Origin of the sequence: Herbidospora sakaeratensis (assembly GCF_001570525.1) — a bacterium.
GTDB lineage: Bacteria > Actinomycetota > Actinomycetes > Streptosporangiales > Streptosporangiaceae > Herbidospora > Herbidospora sakaeratensis.
In genome coordinates this window covers 824,357-842,664 of the sequence record NZ_BBXC01000008.1, presented here as the reverse complement: position 1 = coordinate 842,664, position 18,308 = coordinate 824,357, and the positions used below count along the sequence as shown (strand labels likewise).

General features: G+C 69.8%; 19 protein-coding genes, 1 tRNA gene and 1 pseudogene. 14 read left to right on the top strand and 7 right to left on the bottom strand.

Going from position 1 to position 18,308, the window contains the following annotated elements; all coding sequences use genetic code 11:
* The first annotated feature begins 11 nt into the window (after positions 1-11).
* A complete protein-coding gene (locus AW271_RS09600) occupies positions 12-812 on the top strand; it encodes a DUF4240 domain-containing protein (protein ID WP_062335047.1) in 801 nt (266 codons plus the stop codon).
* 393 nt (positions 813-1,205) lie between these two features.
* Here the strand turns inward: AW271_RS09600 and AW271_RS09595 are convergent, their stop codons facing one another.
* Positions 1,206-1,757: a hypothetical protein gene (locus tag AW271_RS09595; RefSeq protein WP_157553995.1), complete on the bottom strand. Its 552-nt coding sequence runs from the start codon at positions 1,755-1,757 to the stop codon at positions 1,206-1,208.
* Between the two features lie 901 nt (positions 1,758-2,658).
* On the opposite strand from AW271_RS09595, the gene AW271_RS09590 reads away from it, so the two are divergent.
* The 3 genes from AW271_RS09590 to AW271_RS09580 all read left to right on the top strand — a co-directional run bounded on the left by AW271_RS09590 (position 2,659) and on the right by AW271_RS09580 (position 4,347).
* Entirely contained in the window at positions 2,659-2,859 is a 201-nt protein-coding gene (locus tag AW271_RS09590) for an Arc family DNA-binding protein (protein ID WP_062335044.1), read from the top strand.
* Entirely contained in the window at positions 2,856-3,302 is a 447-nt protein-coding gene (locus tag AW271_RS09585) for a type II toxin-antitoxin system death-on-curing family toxin (protein WP_063817922.1), read from the top strand. The genes AW271_RS09590 and AW271_RS09585 overlap by 4 nt, the downstream gene beginning before the upstream one ends.
* A gap of 508 nt (positions 3,303-3,810) precedes the next feature.
* Complete coding sequence (locus AW271_RS09580; protein WP_062335042.1) at positions 3,811-4,347, top strand: hypothetical protein; 537 nt, start codon at positions 3,811-3,813, stop codon at positions 4,345-4,347.
* 473 nt (positions 4,348-4,820) lie between these two features.
* Here the strand turns inward: AW271_RS09580 and AW271_RS09575 are convergent.
* Positions 4,821-4,893 (bottom strand) — tRNA-Ala (locus tag AW271_RS09575).
* A 309-nt stretch (positions 4,894-5,202) separates the two neighbouring features.
* Positions 5,203-5,694, bottom strand: coding sequence for a rhodanese-like domain-containing protein (locus AW271_RS09570; protein WP_063817921.1), 492 nt, complete (start codon positions 5,692-5,694; stop codon positions 5,203-5,205).
* A 72-nt stretch (positions 5,695-5,766) separates the two neighbouring features.
* Between AW271_RS09570 and AW271_RS09565 the strand changes: the two are divergent.
* Together AW271_RS09565 and AW271_RS43100 are read left to right on the top strand one after the other, a co-directional pair.
* Positions 5,767-6,702, top strand: a pseudogene (locus AW271_RS09565) (helix-turn-helix domain-containing protein); the annotation flags it as partial.
* 52 nt (positions 6,703-6,754) lie between these two features.
* Positions 6,755-6,934, top strand: a complete 180-nt coding sequence (locus AW271_RS43100; RefSeq protein WP_369408337.1) for a DUF6203 family protein — start codon at positions 6,755-6,757, stop codon at positions 6,932-6,934.
* Here AW271_RS43100 and AW271_RS09560 read toward each other — a convergent pair.
* Positions 6,888-7,232: an STAS domain-containing protein gene (locus tag AW271_RS09560; protein WP_062335039.1), complete on the bottom strand. Its 345-nt coding sequence runs from the start codon at positions 7,230-7,232 to the stop codon at positions 6,888-6,890. The genes AW271_RS43100 and AW271_RS09560 overlap by 47 nt on opposite strands.
* A gap of 133 nt (positions 7,233-7,365) precedes the next feature.
* Here AW271_RS09560 and AW271_RS09555 point away from each other — a divergent pair, with 133 nt between their 5' ends.
* The 6 genes from AW271_RS09555 to AW271_RS09530 are packed head-to-tail and all read left to right on the top strand — an operon-like array spanning position 7,366 to position 13,086.
* Positions 7,366-8,205: an STAS domain-containing protein gene (locus AW271_RS09555; protein ID WP_062335036.1), complete on the top strand. Its 840-nt coding sequence runs from the start codon at positions 7,366-7,368 to the stop codon at positions 8,203-8,205.
* Positions 8,205-8,570 carry an STAS domain-containing protein gene (locus AW271_RS09550; protein WP_062335033.1) on the top strand — a complete coding sequence of 122 codons (366 nt, stop codon included), beginning with the start codon at positions 8,205-8,207 and terminating at the stop codon, positions 8,568-8,570. The genes AW271_RS09555 and AW271_RS09550 overlap by 1 nt, the downstream gene beginning before the upstream one ends.
* Positions 8,567-8,965, top strand: a complete 399-nt coding sequence (locus tag AW271_RS09545) for an anti-sigma regulatory factor (protein ID WP_062335030.1) — start codon at positions 8,567-8,569, stop codon at positions 8,963-8,965. The genes AW271_RS09550 and AW271_RS09545 overlap by 4 nt, the downstream gene beginning before the upstream one ends.
* Entirely contained in the window at positions 8,953-9,915 is a 963-nt protein-coding gene (locus AW271_RS09540; protein WP_062335028.1) for an ATP-binding protein, read from the top strand. The genes AW271_RS09545 and AW271_RS09540 overlap by 13 nt, the downstream gene beginning before the upstream one ends.
* Complete coding sequence (locus tag AW271_RS09535; RefSeq protein ID WP_062335026.1) at positions 9,912-11,552, top strand: ATP-binding protein; 1,641 nt, start codon at positions 9,912-9,914, stop codon at positions 11,550-11,552. The genes AW271_RS09540 and AW271_RS09535 overlap by 4 nt, the downstream gene beginning before the upstream one ends.
* Positions 11,545-13,086, top strand: coding sequence for a fused response regulator/phosphatase (locus AW271_RS09530; RefSeq protein ID WP_062335023.1), 1,542 nt, complete (start codon positions 11,545-11,547; stop codon positions 13,084-13,086). Before AW271_RS09535 ends, AW271_RS09530 begins: the two co-directional genes overlap by 8 nt.
* Here AW271_RS09530 and AW271_RS09525 read toward each other — a convergent pair.
* Positions 13,041-14,036 (bottom strand): GlxA family transcriptional regulator, encoded by a 996-nt coding sequence (locus AW271_RS09525; protein ID WP_062335020.1) that lies wholly within the window; start codon positions 14,034-14,036, stop codon positions 13,041-13,043. The genes AW271_RS09530 and AW271_RS09525 overlap by 46 nt on opposite strands.
* Before the next feature lie 72 nt (positions 14,037-14,108).
* On the opposite strand from AW271_RS09525, the gene AW271_RS09520 reads away from it, so the two are divergent.
* Complete coding sequence (locus AW271_RS09520; RefSeq protein WP_218008000.1) at positions 14,109-15,383, top strand: MFS transporter; 1,275 nt, start codon at positions 14,109-14,111, stop codon at positions 15,381-15,383.
* Positions 15,380-16,072, top strand: coding sequence for an aminoacyl-tRNA hydrolase (locus tag AW271_RS09515; RefSeq protein ID WP_062335017.1), 693 nt, complete (start codon positions 15,380-15,382; stop codon positions 16,070-16,072). The genes AW271_RS09520 and AW271_RS09515 overlap by 4 nt, the downstream gene beginning before the upstream one ends.
* Positions 16,073-16,079: 7 nt before the next feature.
* On the opposite strand, the gene AW271_RS09510 is transcribed toward AW271_RS09515, so the two are convergent.
* Together AW271_RS09510 and AW271_RS09505 are read right to left on the bottom strand one after the other, a co-directional pair.
* Complete coding sequence (locus tag AW271_RS09510) at positions 16,080-17,156, bottom strand: sugar ABC transporter substrate-binding protein (protein WP_062335015.1); 1,077 nt, start codon at positions 17,154-17,156, stop codon at positions 16,080-16,082.
* A 90-nt stretch (positions 17,157-17,246) separates the two neighbouring features.
* Positions 17,247-18,233, bottom strand: a complete 987-nt coding sequence (locus tag AW271_RS09505) for a DUF3616 domain-containing protein (protein ID WP_062335012.1) — start codon at positions 18,231-18,233, stop codon at positions 17,247-17,249.
* Between the last annotated feature and the right edge of the window lie 75 nt (positions 18,234-18,308).

Genomic DNA, 18,308 nt, shown 5'->3' with positions numbered 1-18,308 from the left:
AATCTCCTCTCATGGACGTCAACGGCTTCTGGGATCTGATCGAAGACTCCGCGCGCGAGTCCAGGAACCGCGCCGAGCGGCTTCGTGTTCTGGAAGATCGCCTCGTCGCCCTACCTGCCGAAGAGATGGTCGACTTCAGATGCCAATGGATCGCGATGGCCAATCGCGCCTGCTCATACGACATGTGGGCGTCGGCCTGGTCGACTCTGGGCCTGCCTGGCACCAATGGGTTCGAATATTTCGTTTCCTGGTTGATCAGCCTGGGCCGCAACGCCTACGAGTCCGTCGCCGACGACCCGGACGCCTTGATCGACCTCCCGCAAGTCCGCCGTCTCCTCGAACTCGAACAGTTCTTCTTCCACGGCCACCGGCATACGTCCTGGTCGAGGGGAGGAGCCTTCCGGCTGATCAGGATCACCAAGACCCGCCGGGACCCGTGGGCGTACGACGAATATCCCGAGTTCGAACTGATGCAGTACGCCGCCCTCCACGCCTATAAGAAAGCGACCGGCCGAGACGACCTGTATGAACGCGCGGAGTCGAAGGGAGCACACAGCAGGTTTCCCTTGCTCCCCGGCATCGAGACGGAGCACCCGGCGTCACCTCACGGCGACGACTGGGATTTCGAGGACGAGGCCGAGTTCGCCCGTCGCCTCCCGCGAACAGTCCACGCTCGCCGGACAGCGATCATTCCGCCTGAACTGATGCTTTCATTTTCCCGACGTCGCGGCAACGCATGGCGATGGCCTGGCCGTAAGTACGTCGAGAACGACGAAGTCCCAAACGTCAGTCATGACAAATCGTCTGAGTAAACGCGCGCCTGACCTGGGACCCAATAACGAGCGAAGCGAGGCCCTGTCAGGGAGCGAGAGCGACCTCGGAACGGAGCGACGCCGGGACGCGAATGCGGCGCAGGGGAGCGCGAGGGGGCGAGCTCGGTGTAAACGAGGAACAGCTCGTGACAGCCGCCCCAAGGGCGTCAACCACGAGCCGTTCCGAGAGTGGAGCTGACGCTCGTTCACTTGGATCAGCCGGATCGAGATGTCTCATGAATGATGGCGTCTGGCCCGGAGTGAACACGCCACACTGCGGGTCGAGCCGCGCGAACCCCGGGGCGGCGACGAGATCGGCCGACAGCCCGGTTCAAGCGAGGCCGCCTGCCCTCGGCGACCCGGGGAGCCGGTCCAGCCCGATGTCCTTCGGTGTTATGCGTCCCCCTCGCAGGTGGTCTCGTTCTCGGCCGTGCACAGGTCGGTGCCCGGACCGCCGAAGACCTGGTCGAATCCGCCCTCGTCGCCCATCAGGACGTCGTTGCCCCCGTTGCCGTCCATGAGGTCGTTGCCGCCCTCGCCTGAGACGAGGTCGCGGGCCGAGCCGCCGTAGTAGAGGTCGCCGTCCGGCCCGAGAAAGGCCTGGGTCGGGAGGGCGGTGTTGTTCCGCACCGTGTCGGCCCCCGTGTTGGTGCGCACCAGCATCTTGGTGATGCCCGTGCCAGCGCACCGGACCGTGCGGGGGTCGACGTTCGTGCAGGTGACGCTGCCCGCGAAGATGGCGTCGTTGAAGTTCCTGACGACGAGGAAACCGTCTTCGACGTTGATGGAGATGTCGTCGCCGGCGAACCCCGCGCTGACGAACAACTGCCCGCCGGACGCCACCACATTGGTGGCGGCCATCGCGGGCGTGGCGCTGACGGCCGCGAGGGGGATGGCGAGCAGAGCTCCCATTGCCAGCGCGCGGAGACCGTTCTTGATTGTCACGATTGTTGCCTTCCTGGGAAATGCGACGGTTGTCACGCCAGGAGTACAACGGTGCCGTCACCGCCGGAGTACGTCGTATTACCGAATGCGGAAAGGGGGAGCTCACACGGAAATTCACACGACAGAGACCGTCCCTCCGGTGATGTCGCTCCGTGCAGGGGCGCCCCGCAACCCAGCGGAACCTCGAAGATGACCAAGTCCCTTGCGAAGTCCGTCAATCGTTCGTCTCGAACATGAGTGGCGATCGCAACCATCCCGATTCCGTCGCCCGTATCACCGGCTCAAGCCCGTGATCGTTGGAAGAGCCGTTGCCTCCTGTTTGGCTCCGCGCGCCCATCAATCGCCATAGAGAAAGAAGAGCCCAACGACTTAGGGCGCTATAGTTGACCGTGGACAGGGGGCGTCCACCCGTAACTTCTGAAAAGCGGATCCTGCCATCTACGATATACGACCCTCCAGCGAATGGACCCAGTATTCGCGGACGCGATAGGGCTCCGCTCGCTCAATGAAGTTGAATAGGCAGGCCGAAAATGGGTCGCAAAAGTTATTGCGCCTGACATGGTTGTTCACATTACGAGCAAGACAAGCTCGGCTCCGAGTTCCGGTCCGGCGCCAAAGCCGACCAAAGCATTGACGTGTAGCCGATGGAGACCTTCGATCCAGACGATCGAGCGAAGCGAGGCCAGTCCAGGGAGCGCGAGGGGGCGAAGCCCTCTCGTATCGGGGGGGCGTCCCCCCGTGTGCGCAAAAGGTGAATGGCCCGTGGCAGGTGCCCCGAAGGGGCAACAACCACGGGCCATTCATTCACCAGTGGAGCTAACGCTCGCTTGGTCGAACCCGGCACTTCGCCGCGTCCGAGGTGACCCCACTATTTGATACCGCTTGGAGGTATCATCATGGAATGGAACTTCGACTGAGGCTGCCTGATGAGGTTCATGGTCGGCTGCGGGCCGTGGCCGAAGAGGACGGCAACAGCCTGAACACCGAGATCGTGATCGCGATCGAGGAGCACTTGGCCCGCCGTCAGACGAGCGCGGTGCGGGCCATCGCCCGTAAAGTCGCCCAGCGGGACGCGGAACTTCTGCGCCGTCTGTCCCAATGACGGTCTATCTGACCACGACCGACGTTCTGGCCATCGCCGAGGAAATCCTGCCTTCGGTCGGGCTGCGTGACGGTGGTCTCCTGCACGCGGCCGTTCTACGCCCGCAGACCAGTGTCTTCGGCCAGGACGCGTACGCCGATGTGTGGACCAAGGCAGCGGCCCTGATGCAGAGCCTGATCATCGGCCACCCTCTGGTTGACGGCAACAAACGGCTGGGCTGGACCTGCGCCGTCGTTTTCCTGGAACTCAACGGCGAGACCCTCGTGGGCACCGATGCCGACGCCGCTGAAGAATTGGTCATTGCCGTCACCACCGGCAAAGTCGACGATGCGACCGAGATCGCCAAGAAGCTTCGGGCGCTGAATCTGGAGTGCGTCGAAGGGCGAACGAGCTCCGGAGAAGCTGACGAGTCCTCAGACCTTCCTGGTGAGGTGCAAGGCTGACGGCCGAGACCTGTCCGGCTGGGGTCGAGCCGCCCTTCCCCTGCCTGAACCGGTGTTGAGCCCAGTAACCGAGCGAAGCGAGATCGAACCGAGCGAAGCGAGGCCCGTCCAGGGAGCGCGAGGGGCGGAGCCCTTCGCCAGGAGCGAAGCGACCCGGAGCGACAGCGACGCCAGGGCCGCGAAAGCGGACCAGTGGGAGCGCGAGGGGGCGAAGCCCTCTCGTGTCGGGGGGTTCGGGGGGTCGTCCCCCCGTGTGCGCAAATGGTGAATGGCCCGTGGCAGGTGCCCCGAAGGGGCGACAACCACGGGCCATCCATTCACCAGTGGAGCTAACGCTGGCTTACTCGAACACGATCGGACCTCGACGATCGTGAGAGGTGTGAAGTTCAGCATCAGACCATGACGGATTTTTGGACTGATATCCAGATGACGTCGACTCAACAGGCGATCTCCCCACACGTGATCTTTCCGTGCGTCGGCCCTCGCCCAAGCCTGTTACCGTCCCCCCATGCCGCACCAAGATTCCCTTCTGGACCGCATCCACCGCACTCCGGATGCCGCAGCCCTACTGGCCTGGCCTTTCGACTTCGACATCACCCGTACCGATCCGGTGGAGCCGGTCCACCTGGAGTCCGGTACTCCCCTTGAGCCAATCGCCGGTGACGGTTCCGGCGGAACCTTCTTCCTCTGCGGCCAGGCTGCGGACAACCGTCCCGTCCTGTTCGCCGACTCGGAAGGTCAGGCCGGCGTGATAGGCCACGATCTGACCTCCACACTCGAACTGATCGTGTGTGTCCCGTACTGGAGAGACTGCCTGGCGTTCTCCCCTCATGGAGCAGTGGCAATGGCATCAGCCACAGCCGCGCTGGAAACCGAGTTCGATCATGCAGATATCAACGCGTCCCGTGCCCGCCTTGCCGAACTCCTCAGTCTGCGGATCCCTTCAACAGAGGAGGCACTGAGTCGGTTGCTGGAGGCCCTCGCACTTCCTGATTTCACTCTGCTCAACGAATCGGACCTCGCCTACGAGCCTCTAGGGGGTTGATGGCCACGGGCTCGCGAAACTGTCCGAGGTTATCGCTATGTGTAAAACATAAATGAAGACGTGGAATAGGTTGAGTCGTAGGCCCGACGAGGAATGGTCGAGAGTCCCCCGATCAGGCGTTCATGCAAGGTTTGATGATGACGAAATATTGCACGCGGCGGCTTTCGTCAATAAAAGATATCTCCCTGAAGCGTGAGCGGATGTGGCTTGAAAGCCAATAACGAGCGAAGCGAGATCAGTCCGAGCGGAGCGAGGCCCTATCGGGGAGCGCGAGGGGCGAAGCCCTTCGCCAGGAGCGAAGCGACCCGGAGCAAAGCGACGCAGGGCCGCAAAGCGGCCGGGGGAGCGCGAGGGGGCGACAGCCCTCTCGTATCGGGGGGTTCGGGGGGTCGTCCCCCCGTGTGCAGAAACGGGAAATGACTCGTGACAGTTGGTCCCGAAGGGCCAACAACCACGAGCCATCCCGTTACCCGTGGAGCTAAGGGGATTCGAACCCCTGACCCCCTCCATGCCATGGAGGTGCGCTACCAGCTGCGCTATAGCCCCGAAGGTGTGAGACGAGTCTATCGGACTGAGGAGGGTGCCTGGGACGGGGAAGCGCCCCGACCGGCCCTCCCAGTCCTCATCAAGCGGAGACCAAACCCGCCCCAAGTCAGGCCCCGCATCCTCTACCTAAGTCCCCGCCGCCCAGACGGGAGACCGCGCGACAGCCGACAGACCGGCGCCGCGCCAGAAGACCGGCCAGAGCCGGCGCCCCGTGACCACCGAAGGACCCCCATGACGACCACCGTCAAAACCCGCATCGCAGCCCTGCTCCGCGACCTCCCCCGTCACCACACCACCTACAGGCAACGCTCAACCCCCGCCGGCCACCCCCACCCCTACGCCCCCCACTGGACCTTCGGCACCCTCCGCTGACAGGTTCCCGACCAGGGGATCCACCGCCCGCCGCCGAACCGTCCCGTCCCTCAGCTCGACCGGGAACCCCTCCTTGGCCCAGTACTCGAACCCCCCGATCATCTCCTTGACCCGATACCCCAGCCGCGCAAAAGCGGCTCCGCCCTGCTGGGCCCCGTTGCACCCCGGGCTCCAGCAGTAGACGACGATCACCTGGTCGAACGGCAACGTCGCCGAGGCGATCTCGCTGACCGGAATGTGCACCGCCCCTGGCACGTGCCCCTGGTCCCAGCTCTCCTTGCTGCGGACGTCCACCACGACCACCCCGCTCACCCCCTCGGCCAGGTCGCGGGCCACGTCGGCCACGTCGGTCTCCACCGCCAACCGGCCCGCGAAGTGGGCGAAGGCGACGGCGGGGGAGGCGGCTGGGGTACGCAGAATCGCTGACATGCGGCAAAGCCTGCCGCACCACCCCACACCGGTAGGAGTGGCGGAAACGCCCCCTTTCGTTAAGATTCCGCCATGCCCCATCGTGTCGCCGTCCTGGCCTTCGACGGAATGGCCCCGTTCGAGCTCGGGTGCGTCGTCGAGATCTTCAGCGTCGCCCGGCCCGACGGCGTCGAGTGGTACGACCTGACCGTCTGCGCCGAGACCACGTCACCGCTGCGGGCCGTCGGCGGGTTCACGATCACCCCGTCCCACGGCCTCGACGCCTTCGAGGGGGCCGGCACGGTCGTCATCCCGGGGGTGCGCGACGTGCGCCGGCAGGTCTCGCCCGCGCTCGTCGAGGCCCTCCGGGCCGCCCACGACAGAGGGGCGAGGGTCGTCTCGATCTGTTCGGGCGCGTTCGCGCTGGCCGCCGCCGGGCTGCTCGACGGGCGGGAGGCCACCACCCATTGGCGGTACGCCCCCCTGCTCAAGGCCCGCTTCCCCGCCGTCACCGTCACGCCCGACGTGCTCTACGTCGACCACGGCGATGTCCTGACCAGCGCGGGCAGCGCGGCGGGGCTCGATCTGCTGCTTCACCTCGTCAGGACCGACCACGGTCCCACGGTCGCCAACGCCGTCGCCCGTCGCCTGGTCGTCGCGCCGCACCGGGAGGGCGGGCAGGCGCAGTTCATCGAGACGCCGGTCACCCCGACCGAGGAGGACGCCGTCGGGCGCGCCATGGAGTGGGCCCTCCAGAGGCTGGGGCGGCCGATCTCCGTGCGGGAGATGGCCCGGGAGGCCGCCATGTCGGAACGGTCGTTCCTGCGGCACTTCGCCCGCAAGTCGGGCACCAGCCCGCTCAAATGGGTGATCGCGCAGCGGGTCGCCGCGAGTCTGCCCCTCCTGGAGGGGACCGGCACTCCCGTCGAGGAGGTCGCGGCCGCCTGCGGGTTCGACAGCCCGGTCACCTTCCGGCACCACTTCACCCGTGCGATGAAGACCTCGCCCTCGGCGTACAGGAGGGCGTTCCATCTCGTGTCGTCGGGTCTACCTGCGGAGATTCAGGGCAGGGGCGGTACACATGAAGAGAATTCTGCAGGTGTTCGCGACCCGCTGGTTGTCGAAGACCCCGCTCGGCCTGGCCGTGCTCGGGGCCGGATGGTTCCTCGGCAGGCGGCGGCGGAAGGCCAGGGAGGCCGAGGAGAACGCCCGGTTCAGGCCGGGCCGGCGGCGACAGCCTCAGCGGGCGAGTCGTAGATAGGGATGTGGTCGGCCAGGCCGACCAGTTCCATCACCTTCCGGGGTGAGGGCCGGGGGCCGGTCAGGGCGACGCTGCCGCCCTCGGTCTGGGTGTGGTGGAAGGCGTCGAGGAGCACGCGGATGCCGGCGCTGTCCATGAAGGTCATGCCGGCCAGGTCGAGCACCAGGTGGGCCGAGATCTCCCGGGCCCGGGTGACGGCCTCGTGCAGTTGCCCTGTGGTGGTGGCGTCGACGTCCCCGGCCACGGTGATCACGGCGTAGGCCCCCGACGGAGCCACGTGAACCCGGAGGTTGTCCATGATCTCCCTCTGTTCGTAACCGCATAAGACCTACCACAGAGAGGCCTCTATTCAGAAACATGTCGCAGTCCCGGCGACTTCTCTAGGGTGGGGGTCGCGAATAATGCGTATCCGGTACGACTTGGAGGGGCACATGACCTCGGAACCTTTCGGTGACCTTATCGATCGGTGCCGGGCGGCGGAGGAAGACCTCGTCCGCCGTTGGCGGGCCGACGTGGCGGCGTCGTTGCGCGGGCGGATCTCGGAGATCGAGCTCGACAAGGAGCTCCGGGAGATCCTCGACGCCGTGTTGTCGTCGATGAGCGCGGCCGACGGGGCCGACACCCGCTCGTCCGCCTACGGCGAGGTCCGGGCGCTGCTGGTCGACCTGTCCCGGGGACGGGCCCTGCAGGGGTTCAGCCCGCGTGAGACGGCGATCAGCGTCTTCGCGCTCAAGAAGGCGGTGCGGGAGTCGGTCGGGGTGGGGCCGGAGTTCACGGCCTTCTCCGACGTGATCGACGAGCTCGGGCTGTTCACCTTCGAGACCTACACGAAGGCCCGCGAAGAGGTGATCTCCAACCAGGCCGAGCAGCTGCTCGAACTGGCCACCCCGGTGGTCAAGCTCTGGCAGGGCGTGGTCGCGCTGCCGCTGGTCGGCACGCTCGACTCGGCGCGCGCCCAGGTCGTCATGGAGAAGCTGCTGCAGACGCTGGTCGACACCGGCAGCGAGTACGCGATCATCGACATCACCGGCGTCCCGGCGGTCGACACGCAGGTCGCCCAGCACCTGCTGAAGACGATCGTGGCGGCCCGGCTGATGGGCGCCGAGTGCATCATCTCGGGCATCCGGCCGCAGATCGCGCAGACGATCGTGGCGCTCGGCATCGAGTTCGGCGACATCGCCACCAAGGCCACGCTGGCCGACGCGCTGCTGCTCGCCCTGGGCCGCATCGGGGTCGACGTCACGGCCGAGATGTCCAAGCGCGGCCTGTGATGGAACGCCTCCCCATTCTCAAGATCGGCCAGATGCTGCTGGTCTCCATCCAGGTCGACCTGCGCGACGACATGGTCGTCGCGCTGCAGGAGGACCTGGCCGACCGGATCGTCGAGACCGGGGCGCGGGGCGTCGTGATCGACATCACCGCCCTCGACATCGTCGACTCGTTCACCGGGCGGATGCTGGCCACGATGGCGGCCCTGTCGCGGGTGCTCGACGCCGACACGGTGGTCGTGGGCATGCGCCCGGCCGTCGCGATCACCCTGGTCGAGCTCGGGCTCTCCCTCGACGGGATCAAGACGGCGCTCGACGTGGAGCGCGGCATGCGGCTGCTCAGCCTGGCCGGCGGCTCGGCGAGATGACCGTCCAGGAACTTCCCATCGCCGGCGACGCCGACGTCGTCCGGGTCCGCCAGGCGGTGCGCGCGGCGGCCGTCGACGCGAAGTTGTCGCTCGTCGACCAGACCAAGCTGGTGACGGCGGCCAGCGAGCTGGCCCGCAACACCCTCACCTACGGCGGGGGCGGCGGCGCCGTCGTCGAACAGGTCCAGAACGGGCTCCGCAAGGGCGTGCGGGCGGTCTTCCGCGACAAGGGGCCGGGCATCGCCGACGTCGCGCAGGCGCTGACCGACGGCTTCACCAGCGGCTCGGGTATGGGGCTCGGGCTCGGCGGGGCCCGCCGGCTCGTCGACGAGTTCGCCATCGAGACCGCTCCCGGCGACGGAACCACCGTGACGGTGGTCAAGTGGGCCCGCTGACCGACGTCTGGATCGACGTCACGGAGGAGAGCGCGGTCGGCGCGGTCCGCCGCGCGGCCTCCGACCGGGCGGCGGCGGCGGGGCTGCCGGAGCAGCGGGTCGCCGAGGTCGCCATCGTGGCGGCCGAGCTGGCGGCCAACGTGCAGCGGCACGCGGGCAGCGGGCGCATCCTGGTCCGGCGGGGCCCGGGACGCGTCGAGATCGTCGCCCTCGACTCGGGGCCGGGCTTCGACCCGCCGCCGGTCGAGGGGCTCTCGAGCCGGGGCGGGCTGGGCATCGGGCTGGGCGCCATCCGGCGCCTGTCCGACTGGTCCGACGTCTACTCACGGCCGGGCTTCGGCACCGTCTTCGCGGTCCGGATCGGGGAGACCGGTCCCCTCGACGTCGCGGGCCTGACCCGGCCGATGCCGGGCGAGGACTCCGGCGGAGACGCCTACGCCTGGCGCACCGACGGCGAGACGATCACCCTGATGCTCTGCGACGGGCTCGGGCACGGGCCGCTGGCCGCCTCGGCGGCGGGCGCGGCGGTCCGGGCCTTCGAGGAGGCCCCCGCGGGGCCGCCCGTCCAGCTCGTGAAGCACGTCCACGGGGAGATCTCGCACACCCGGGGCGTGGCGGTGGCCATCGCGCAGGCCGACGGCGGCGCCCTCACCTTCGCCGGGCTGGGCAACATCGCGGCGACGGTCGTCCACCGGGGCGACCACCGCGGGCTGGTCTCCCTGCCGGGCATCGCGGGGCACCGCGCGGCGGCCATCAGACAGTACGACTACCCCCTGCCTCCCGGGGCACTGATCGTCATGCACACCGACGGACTGCGGCAGCGCTGGACCTTCGGCGACTATCCGGGCCTGGTCACCCGCCGTCCCCTGGTGATCGCCGGGACCCTCCTCCGGGATCTCGGCGTCCGCCGCGACGACGCCGGCGTGCTGGTCGCCAGGATGCCGTCATGACGTCGGGCGAGCTGTTGTCGATCGAGGTCAGGGGCGAGGGCGACGTGTTCACACTGCGGCAGCACGCCCGTGTGGTCGCCGGCGCCGCCGGCCTCGACCAGCAGGACCAGGTGCGCCTGGCGACCGCGCTCAGCGAGGTCGGCCGGGAGGTGCTCAACCAGGCCGGAGGCGCGAGAATCGCCTTCTCCATCGACGGGCCGCTCCGCGTCAGGGTGCGCGGCTACGGCCCGCTGAGCCCCGCCGCGCCCGGCTTCGCGGCGGCGGCCCGCCTGGTCGACGAGGTCACACGCGAGGGGGAGGACGTCATCCTGAGCAAGGGGTTGCCCCCCGGGCGTTACACCGGCGAATGGCTGCGCGACCTGCGCGCCACCCTGGCCGGTCTGGCCAAGACGAGCCCGCTCGACGAACTGCGGGCCCAGAACCAGGACCTGATGGCGGCGCTGGAGGACGTCCAGTCGCAGCGCGACGAGCTGGAGGAGACCAACCGGGGCGTGATGGCCCTCTACACCCAGCTGTCGGAGGAGCTCGAACGCACCAACCAGGGCGTGGTGGCCCTCTACGCCGAGCTGGAGGACAAGTCGGCCCGGCTGCGCGAGGCCAACGAGGCCAAGACCCGGTTCCTGGCCAGCGTCAGCCACGAGCTGCGCGCCCCGGCCAGCTCGATCCTGGGCCTGGCCCGCATGCTGCTCGACCTCGGCGAACCCCTCGACGACGAGAAGCGCCGCCAGGCCGAGCTGATCCGGGAGTCGGGCCGCGACCTGCTCAACCTCGTCAACGAGCTGCTCGACCTGGCCAAGGCCGAGTCGGGCCGGCTCGAACCCGAGGTCGTCGACGTGTCGCTGCGCGGCCTGCTGCGCCGCCTCAAGGAGACCCTGGGGCCGATGGCGCGCGAGGGGGTCACGCTGGTCGTCGACGACCCCGACGGCGTGGAGATCCTGCAGACCGACGAGCTGATGCTCACCCACGTGCTGCGCAACCTGCTCACCAACGGCCTGAAGTTCACCGAGCGGGGCGAGGTCAGGGTCGGCGCCCACGCCGACGGCGACCACGTGCTGCTGCGGGTCGCCGACACCGGCATCGGCATCCCCGAAGAGGAGATCGAGCGCATCTTCGAGGAGTTCCACCAGGTCAGAGGCCCCATCCAGGCGTCGGTGACGGGCACCGGCCTGGGCCTGCCCTACGCCCGGAGCCTGGTCGCCATCCTCGGGGGCGAGATGACGGTCCGCAGCGTGGTGGGGGAGGGCACGGTCTTCGAGGTACGCCTCCCGCGCCTCGACCGCCTCCACCTGGGCCGGGTGGTCGTCGCCGACGACGACGCGGCCTTCCGCACCATGCTGCGCGGCCTGCTGCACGGGGTCGCCGAGGAGATCGAGGACGCCCCCGACGGCTACGCCGCCCTCGCGGCCGTCCGCCGGGCCCGTCCCGACCTGCTGCTGCTCGACCTGCGCATGCCGGGCCTGACCGGCGAGGAGGTCATCGGGGAACTGCGCGCCGACCCCGCCCTGGCCGCCACGCCCGTCATCGTGGTCACCTCGGCCGACACGGGCGGGATCGACGGCGTGGCCCTGGACAAGTCACGCCTGACCCGGGGGGAGTTGCTCCGGGCGGTCGGTGAGATCGGAAAACGCGATGCCTGAACGAATCCTCGTCGTCGACGACATCAGCGCCAACCGCTACGTCATCGCCACCTGGCTCCAGCACTCCGGGTACGCGGTCGTCGAGGCCGCCTCGGGCGGCGAGGCGCTCAGCCTCATCAAGGAGTCGCTGCCCGACCTGGTGCTGCTCGACGTCCGCATGCCCGACATGTCGGGGTTCGAGGTGTGCGAGCGGATCAAGGCCGACCCGGTCAGCGCGGCCGTGCCGGTGATCCACCTGACCGCCTCGGCGGTCGGGGTCGGCGACCGGACGCAGGGGCTCGCCCGCGGCGCCGACGGCTACCTGATCGAACCGGTCGAACCCGAGGTGCTGCTGGCCACGGTCAACGCCACCCTGCGCTACGCCCGCGCCCGCCGCCAGGCCGAACGGCTGGCCGGACGGCTGGCCGGGCTCTCGGACACCACCCTGGCCCTCAACATGGCCGGCACCCTCGACGAGCTGCTCCGGGCGGCGGCCGACGGCGCGGTCCGCATGTTCGGCGGCCCCGCGACCGTGTTCGCGCCGACCGAGGAGGGCAGCCGCTACGTCACCTGCGACTCCGGCGGGACGGTGGCGGGCGACTCGCCGCTGCTCGACCCCGGCGGGGTGCCGCGCGGGCCGACGATGCGCACCACCCCCGGGTCCGACTGGGCCGGGGTGCTGGCGCCGTCGGTGGTCGGGGAAGAGGTGAAGGTCGCGCTGGCCCGGGTGCAGGGACGGCCGCCCGTCGGCGTGCTGGTCGAGGCGGCGCTGGCCTTCGGCGACGACGACGCCCACGTGCTCAGCCAGCTCTCGATGGGGGTGGCGCTGGCGGTGGAGGCGCTGCGGTCGATCGACGAGGAGCGGCGCATCGCGCTCACCCTGCAGCGGGCCCTGCTGCCCCGGTCACTGCCCTCGGTCGCGGGGGTCGAGCTGGCCGCCCGCTACGTGCCGGCCAGCGCGAAGGCCGAGATCGGCGGCGACTTCTACGAGGTCATCGAGATCGGCGGCAAGCTCATGGTCGCGATCGGCGACGTCATGGGCCACTCGCTGCACGCCGCGACCGTGATGGCCGAGATCCGGCACGCCGTGCGCGCCTACGCCAGCGAGGGCCATCCCCTCGACGAGATCCTGCGGCAGGTCAACCTGCTGATGTTGCGGTTCCTGCCGCGTGAGCTGGCCACGGTCGCGCTGCTGCTGCTCACGCCGTCGACCGGCGAGATCGTGATGTGCAACGCGGGGCACCTGCCGCCGCTGCTGGTCTCGGAGCGGCGTGCCGACTATCTGAGCATGCCCGGGCCGCTGCTCGGCGCCCGCCTGCACCGGCCCGGCGAGGCGCGGTTCACGCTCGAACCGGGGGAGTCGCTGGTGCTGGTCACCGACGGGCTGGTGGAGCGCCGCGACCTGACCCTCCAGGAGGGCATGGCCCGCCTCCAGGAGTTGTCGGACGCCGTAGAGGACGACCTGGAGGCCTACTGCGACCGGGTGATCGACGCGATGATGCGCCCCGATCACGAAGACGACGTCGCGCTGGTGGTGCTGCGCAGGGCGGCCTGAGGCCGGAACGTCTGCCGGTAGGCGATGGGGGAGACCCCGACCGCCGCGTGCAGGTGCTGGCGCAGCGACACCGCCGTGCCGAACCCGGCCTCCCTGGCCACCTCGTCGACCGGCAGCCCGGTCGTCTCCAGCAGCCGGCGGGCGTGCTCGACCCGCTGCCGGTTGAGCCAGCGGGCGGGTGACAGGCCCGTCTCCTCGCGGAACCGGCGGGTGAAGGTGCGCACGCTCATGCGGGCGTGCGCGGCCAGCGCGGTGAGGTCGAGCGGCTCGGCCAGCCGTGACAACATCCAGGCCCGGGTCGACTCGGTCGAGGCCCCCTGGGCGGGCGGCAGCGGGCGTTCGATGAACTGGGCCTGGCCGCCCTCGCGGAACGGCGCGGTCACGCAGCGGCGGGCCACCCGGTTGGCGACCTCGGTGCCGAAGTCGGACCTGATGATGTGCAGGGCCAGGTCGGTGCCGGCCGCGACGCCGGCCGAGGTGAGGATGTCGCCGTCGTCGACGAACAGCACCTCGGGGTTGAGCAGCACGCCGGGGTAGAGCCGCCGGAACCGGTTCGCGTTGCGCCAGTGGGTGGTCGCCGGGCGGCCGTCGAGCAGCCCGGCCGCCGCCAGCACGAACGCGCCGGTGCAGATCGACACGATGCGCTTGCGGGTGTGGACGGCCCGCAGCGCCTCGGCCACCCGGGGGTCGAGGGAGCCCTCGAACGGCGGCCCGCCGTGCACGCCCGGGATGATCACCGTGTCGGCGTCGTCGAGGAGCGACAGGTCGTGGTCGGGCACGATGGCGTAGCCCGCGGCGCAGCGGACCGGCCCGCCGTCGGGCGTGCAGGTCCTGACGTCGTAGAGTTTCCGCCGGTCGGCGTCTTCGGCGATGCCGAAGAACTGGCCGGGGATGCCGACGTCCATGGTCGCGAAGTCGTCGAGGACCAGCATGGCGACACGATGGGGCATGGCCCGATTCTTTCACATATTGGCTTATGGGCCACTGGTGGGGTTAAGCCCCTGGTCGGCAGGATGTCCGGCATGACCATCACTCGGGGGGTGACCCGGCCCGCACGCGTGCACCGGGCCTGGATCGTGGGCGGCATCGCCCTGATCGCGATCATCGGCGCGGCCGGGTTCCGGGCCACGCCCGGCGTGCTGATCACGCCGTTGCAGGAGGAGTTCGGCTGGTCGCGCGGCACCATCGGGTTCGCCGTGTCGATCAACCTGATGTTCTACGGCCTGACCGCCCCCTTCGCCGCCGCCCTGATGGACCGCTTCGGCATGCGCCGGGTCGTCACCTACGCCCTGGCGCTGGTCGCCCTCGGCAGCGGCGTGACCGTCTTCATGACCGCGAGCTGGCAGCTCGTGCTCTGCTGGGGCGTGCTCGTCGGCCTGGGCACCGGCTCGATGGCGCTGGTCTTCGCCGCGACGCTGACCCAGCGGTGGTTCGTGCGCAGCCGGGGCCTGGTCACCGGCATCCTGACCGCCGGAGGAGCGACCGGGCAGCTCATCTTCCTGCCGGTGCTGGCGCTGCTGGTCGAGGGAAGCGGCTGGCGGACCGCCGCGCTGGTCGTGGCGGCCTCGGCGCTGGCGGTGGTCCCGCTCGTCTTCTTCCTGCTGCGCGACCACCCCGCCGACGTGGGGCTGCTCCCGTACGGCGCCACCGAGCCCCCGCCGCCCCCCGCGCCCGCCACGGTCGGACCGGCCACGCGCGCCCTGCGGAGCCTGCGGGAGGCCGCCCGGACCCGGTCGTTCTGGTATCTGGCCGGCGGGTTCGCCATCTGCGGCGCGTCCACCAACGGCCTGGTCGGCACCCACTTCATCCCGGCCGCCCACGACCACGGCATGGCCGAGCCGGTCGCGGCGAGCCTGCTGGCCGTCATCGGGATCTTCGACATCGCCGGCACGATCCTGTCGGGCTGGCTGAGCGACCGCATCGACGCGCGGGTGCTGCTGGGCGTCTACTACGCCCTGCGGGGTGCGTCGCTGCTGATCCTGCCGCAGCTGTTCGGCGACTCCGCCCACCCCAGCATGATCGTGTTCATCGTCTTCTACGGCCTCGACTGGGTCGCCACGGTGCCGCCGACGGTGGCGCTCTGCCGCAAGATCTACGGCGACGACGGGCCGATCGTGTTCGGCTGGGTGTTCGCCTCCCACCAGATCGGCGCGGCCTTCGCCGCGACCCTGGCCGGGGTGACCCGCGACCACCTCGGCACCTACGACCTCGCCTGGTACGTGTCGGGCGGCCTGTGCGCACTCGCCGCCGTCATGTCGATACGGATCGCGCGCGGGGCTGGCAGTATTGGCCGGTGAGCCAATACGTGCTGCCGCTGGTGGTCCGGATCGAACGGGCGACCCCGCCACGGCGTACCGACGCGCTTGAAGCCGCGGCGCTGGCCGTGCTGCGCATGGTCAGCGACCACCGCTCGGGCGGCGAGGGCGAGTGGGCCCAGGCGGTCCGGGGCTGGGAGAGCCACGGCATCCGCAAGGTGGTGCGCCGGGCCCGCGGGGCCGAATGGACGCGGGTGCTCCAGCTGCCCGGCGAGACGGTGTCGGCCGGGAGCGCGCTGGTCCGCGTCCACCCGCCGGTCCCGCTCGACGGCTGGCCCAAAGACCTGTCGCGGCTGCAGGTGTCGGGCACCGACCTCGACGACCCCGAACCGCCGGGACCGCCCGGCGCGCCCTGCGTGTTGTGGATCAACCCCCACCTGGAGATGACCGCCGGCAAGGCGATGGCCCAGGCCGGCCACGCCGCCCAGCTGGCGTGGTGGGCGACCGCGCCGTCCGACCGGGCGGCGTGGGCCGAGACCGGGTTCGCCGTGTCGGTGCGGACCGCCAGTCCCTACGACTGGGCCAAGCTGGCCGAGGCCGACCTGCCGGCGGTCCGTGACGCGGGCTTCACCGAGATCGCGCCGGGCTCGGTGACGGTCGTGGCCACCGCGCCGTGGTTGCGCGAGGGCGGCTTCCGCCCGGCGATCCGGGGCCCGCTGAGAAACACGTGAGCCCAGGTCAGCTCAGCGGATAGAGAGACGTGGGCACCAGGAGTCTCGTGGGAGGCCGCTCTCCCGCGCGCAGGCGCATCAGGGCGTCGACGGCGACCTCCGCCATCCGGCGGGTGTCCTGGACCGCCGTGCCCCGGAAGGGTCCGGTGCCCAGGCCGATGGCCGCCAGCGCCTCTGGAATGCCGTCGACCCCGATGATCATCGGGTCGGCCGCCGGAGAGCGGGACTGAACCGCGTCGGCGGCGCCCAGCGCCATCTCGTCGTTGGTGCAGAAGATGGCGTCGGGAGCCGGACCGCCGCGGGCGAGGCGGGCGAGGGTGATCTCCCGGGCGCGTTCGCGGACGAACTGGCCCTGGGTGCTCGTCTCGATGCGCGCCGAGGGCATCAGCTCGCGGAACCGGGTCTCGAAACGTTCCGCTCGGGGGCCCTGCGCGTCACCGGCGATGACGAGCACCGAGGGACTCCGGACGCCGCGCTCGATCAGGTGCTTGGCCAGCAGGTTCGCCACCATCTCGCCGATCTCCGCGGGATCGGTGCCCACGAATGCGGTGCGCGGCGGGAAGTCCGCCTCGTCCGCGAAGGGATCCCGGTCGAGGAACACCACGGGATGCCTGAGGTGACGGCAGGCCTCCGACAACTCCTGCGGCATCCGGTGGAGTTGGTCGACGACCATGAAGCCGCCCATGTAGGACCGGCGTTCACGCCGCAGGGAGTCGAGGCACTGGAGCTGACTGCGCCCGGTGTGGTCGTGGACGGGCAGTTTCACGACCAGGTCGACGCCATGGCGGTCGAGGGCGCGCGACAGGTCGGAGAGCAGGTCGGCGAGCCATCGTGTCTCGGCGATCGCCGAGATCATGACGAAGGCCTGACGGCCGCGCCGCAGACGGTTGGCGACGAGGAACGCCAGCAGCGCCGCGAGGGTCGCCGCGGTCGCGACGTACACCCACAGGGGGATGGAGCCGAGCACGCTCCCGGGACGCGCGACGGGCAGCAGACTCGCTCCCGCCGCGAGGATGAGCCCGCTGATGAGGGATATGGCGAGTTCTTTGAACAGATCGGCGCGAACGCTGCTCCTGCGCTTCAACTCGGCTCCCGGCACGAAATGTCAGGAGGAACACGATAGGAACACTATGACGATCGTGTTCAGCGGCTGTAAAGGCGCATACGAATCACGTCAGATGGTGAGCACGTCGGCCCAGACCCCCTCGGGCGTGAGCCGCAGGGGCGAGGGGCTGTCGTGGACGATCATCAGCCGCCCGTCGCCCAGCACCGCCAGGCCCTCGGGGCGGTCGTCCCTGACGCCCGTCGTGAGGTCGGCGACGTGGATCGGCGGGTCGGCGAAGCCGTTGCCGGGCGTCCAGCGCACGATCTTCACCGGGCCGTCGTGGGTCATCGTGGGCCCGGCCAGGATCAGCACCTCGTCGCCGATCGGGCACAGGTCGCGGATGCCCAGGCCGTCGAGGTCGACGAAGTGGGTGCGGTAACGCGCGTCGCCGACCGGGGCGAAACGCAGCCGGCCGGGGTCGTGGGGGTCGGGCTCGGGGCGGATCTCCAGGATGACCGCCCAGCCGCGCAGCACCGGCCCGCGCAGGCCGACGAACACCCGCTCGCCGACGACCGCGATGCCCTCGACGTCGACGCCGTTGTCCTTGCCCGGAAGCCGCAGGAACGGCGCCAGGTGGGGGTCGTGTTCGAGCATGTCGGCCAGGTTGCGCCCGGGCCCGCTGAGGATGGCGGCCCGCCGCGCGCCGTCGGCCCGCACCGGTTCGGGCAGGCCGTCGCGCTCGACGAGGGGGAGGCGGACGAGCGTGAAGCGGTTCTCCTCGCGGACGACCGTGGCCAGCCGCTTGCGGGCCTTGTCGCCGTTCTGGCCGGGCTTGACCCGCTTGCGCTTGAGGCTGTGGGAGCCGACGGCCCAGAGCCAGCCGTCGGCGCGGGCCAGGCCCTCGATGTCGGCCTCGTCGTCGGGACCGGCGGGCAGGTCGACGAACTCGGCCAGCCGGAAGGTGCGATGGTCCTGGAAGGCGCCGTCGCGCCACGTGAGGCGTTCGACCCCCGCCCACTCGTCTCCGGCGACCCAGAGACAGCGGCCGTCCTGGCGCACGGCGGAAAGATCGTGATGGATCGCCGATCCCGGGGCGAACCGGAGCTCTACCTGCACCCAGTCATTATGAGCCGCAAACCTCGTTCCCGAAGTGTGATGGCTATCGCACCCGAATTGCCGTGTTTTGCCGTA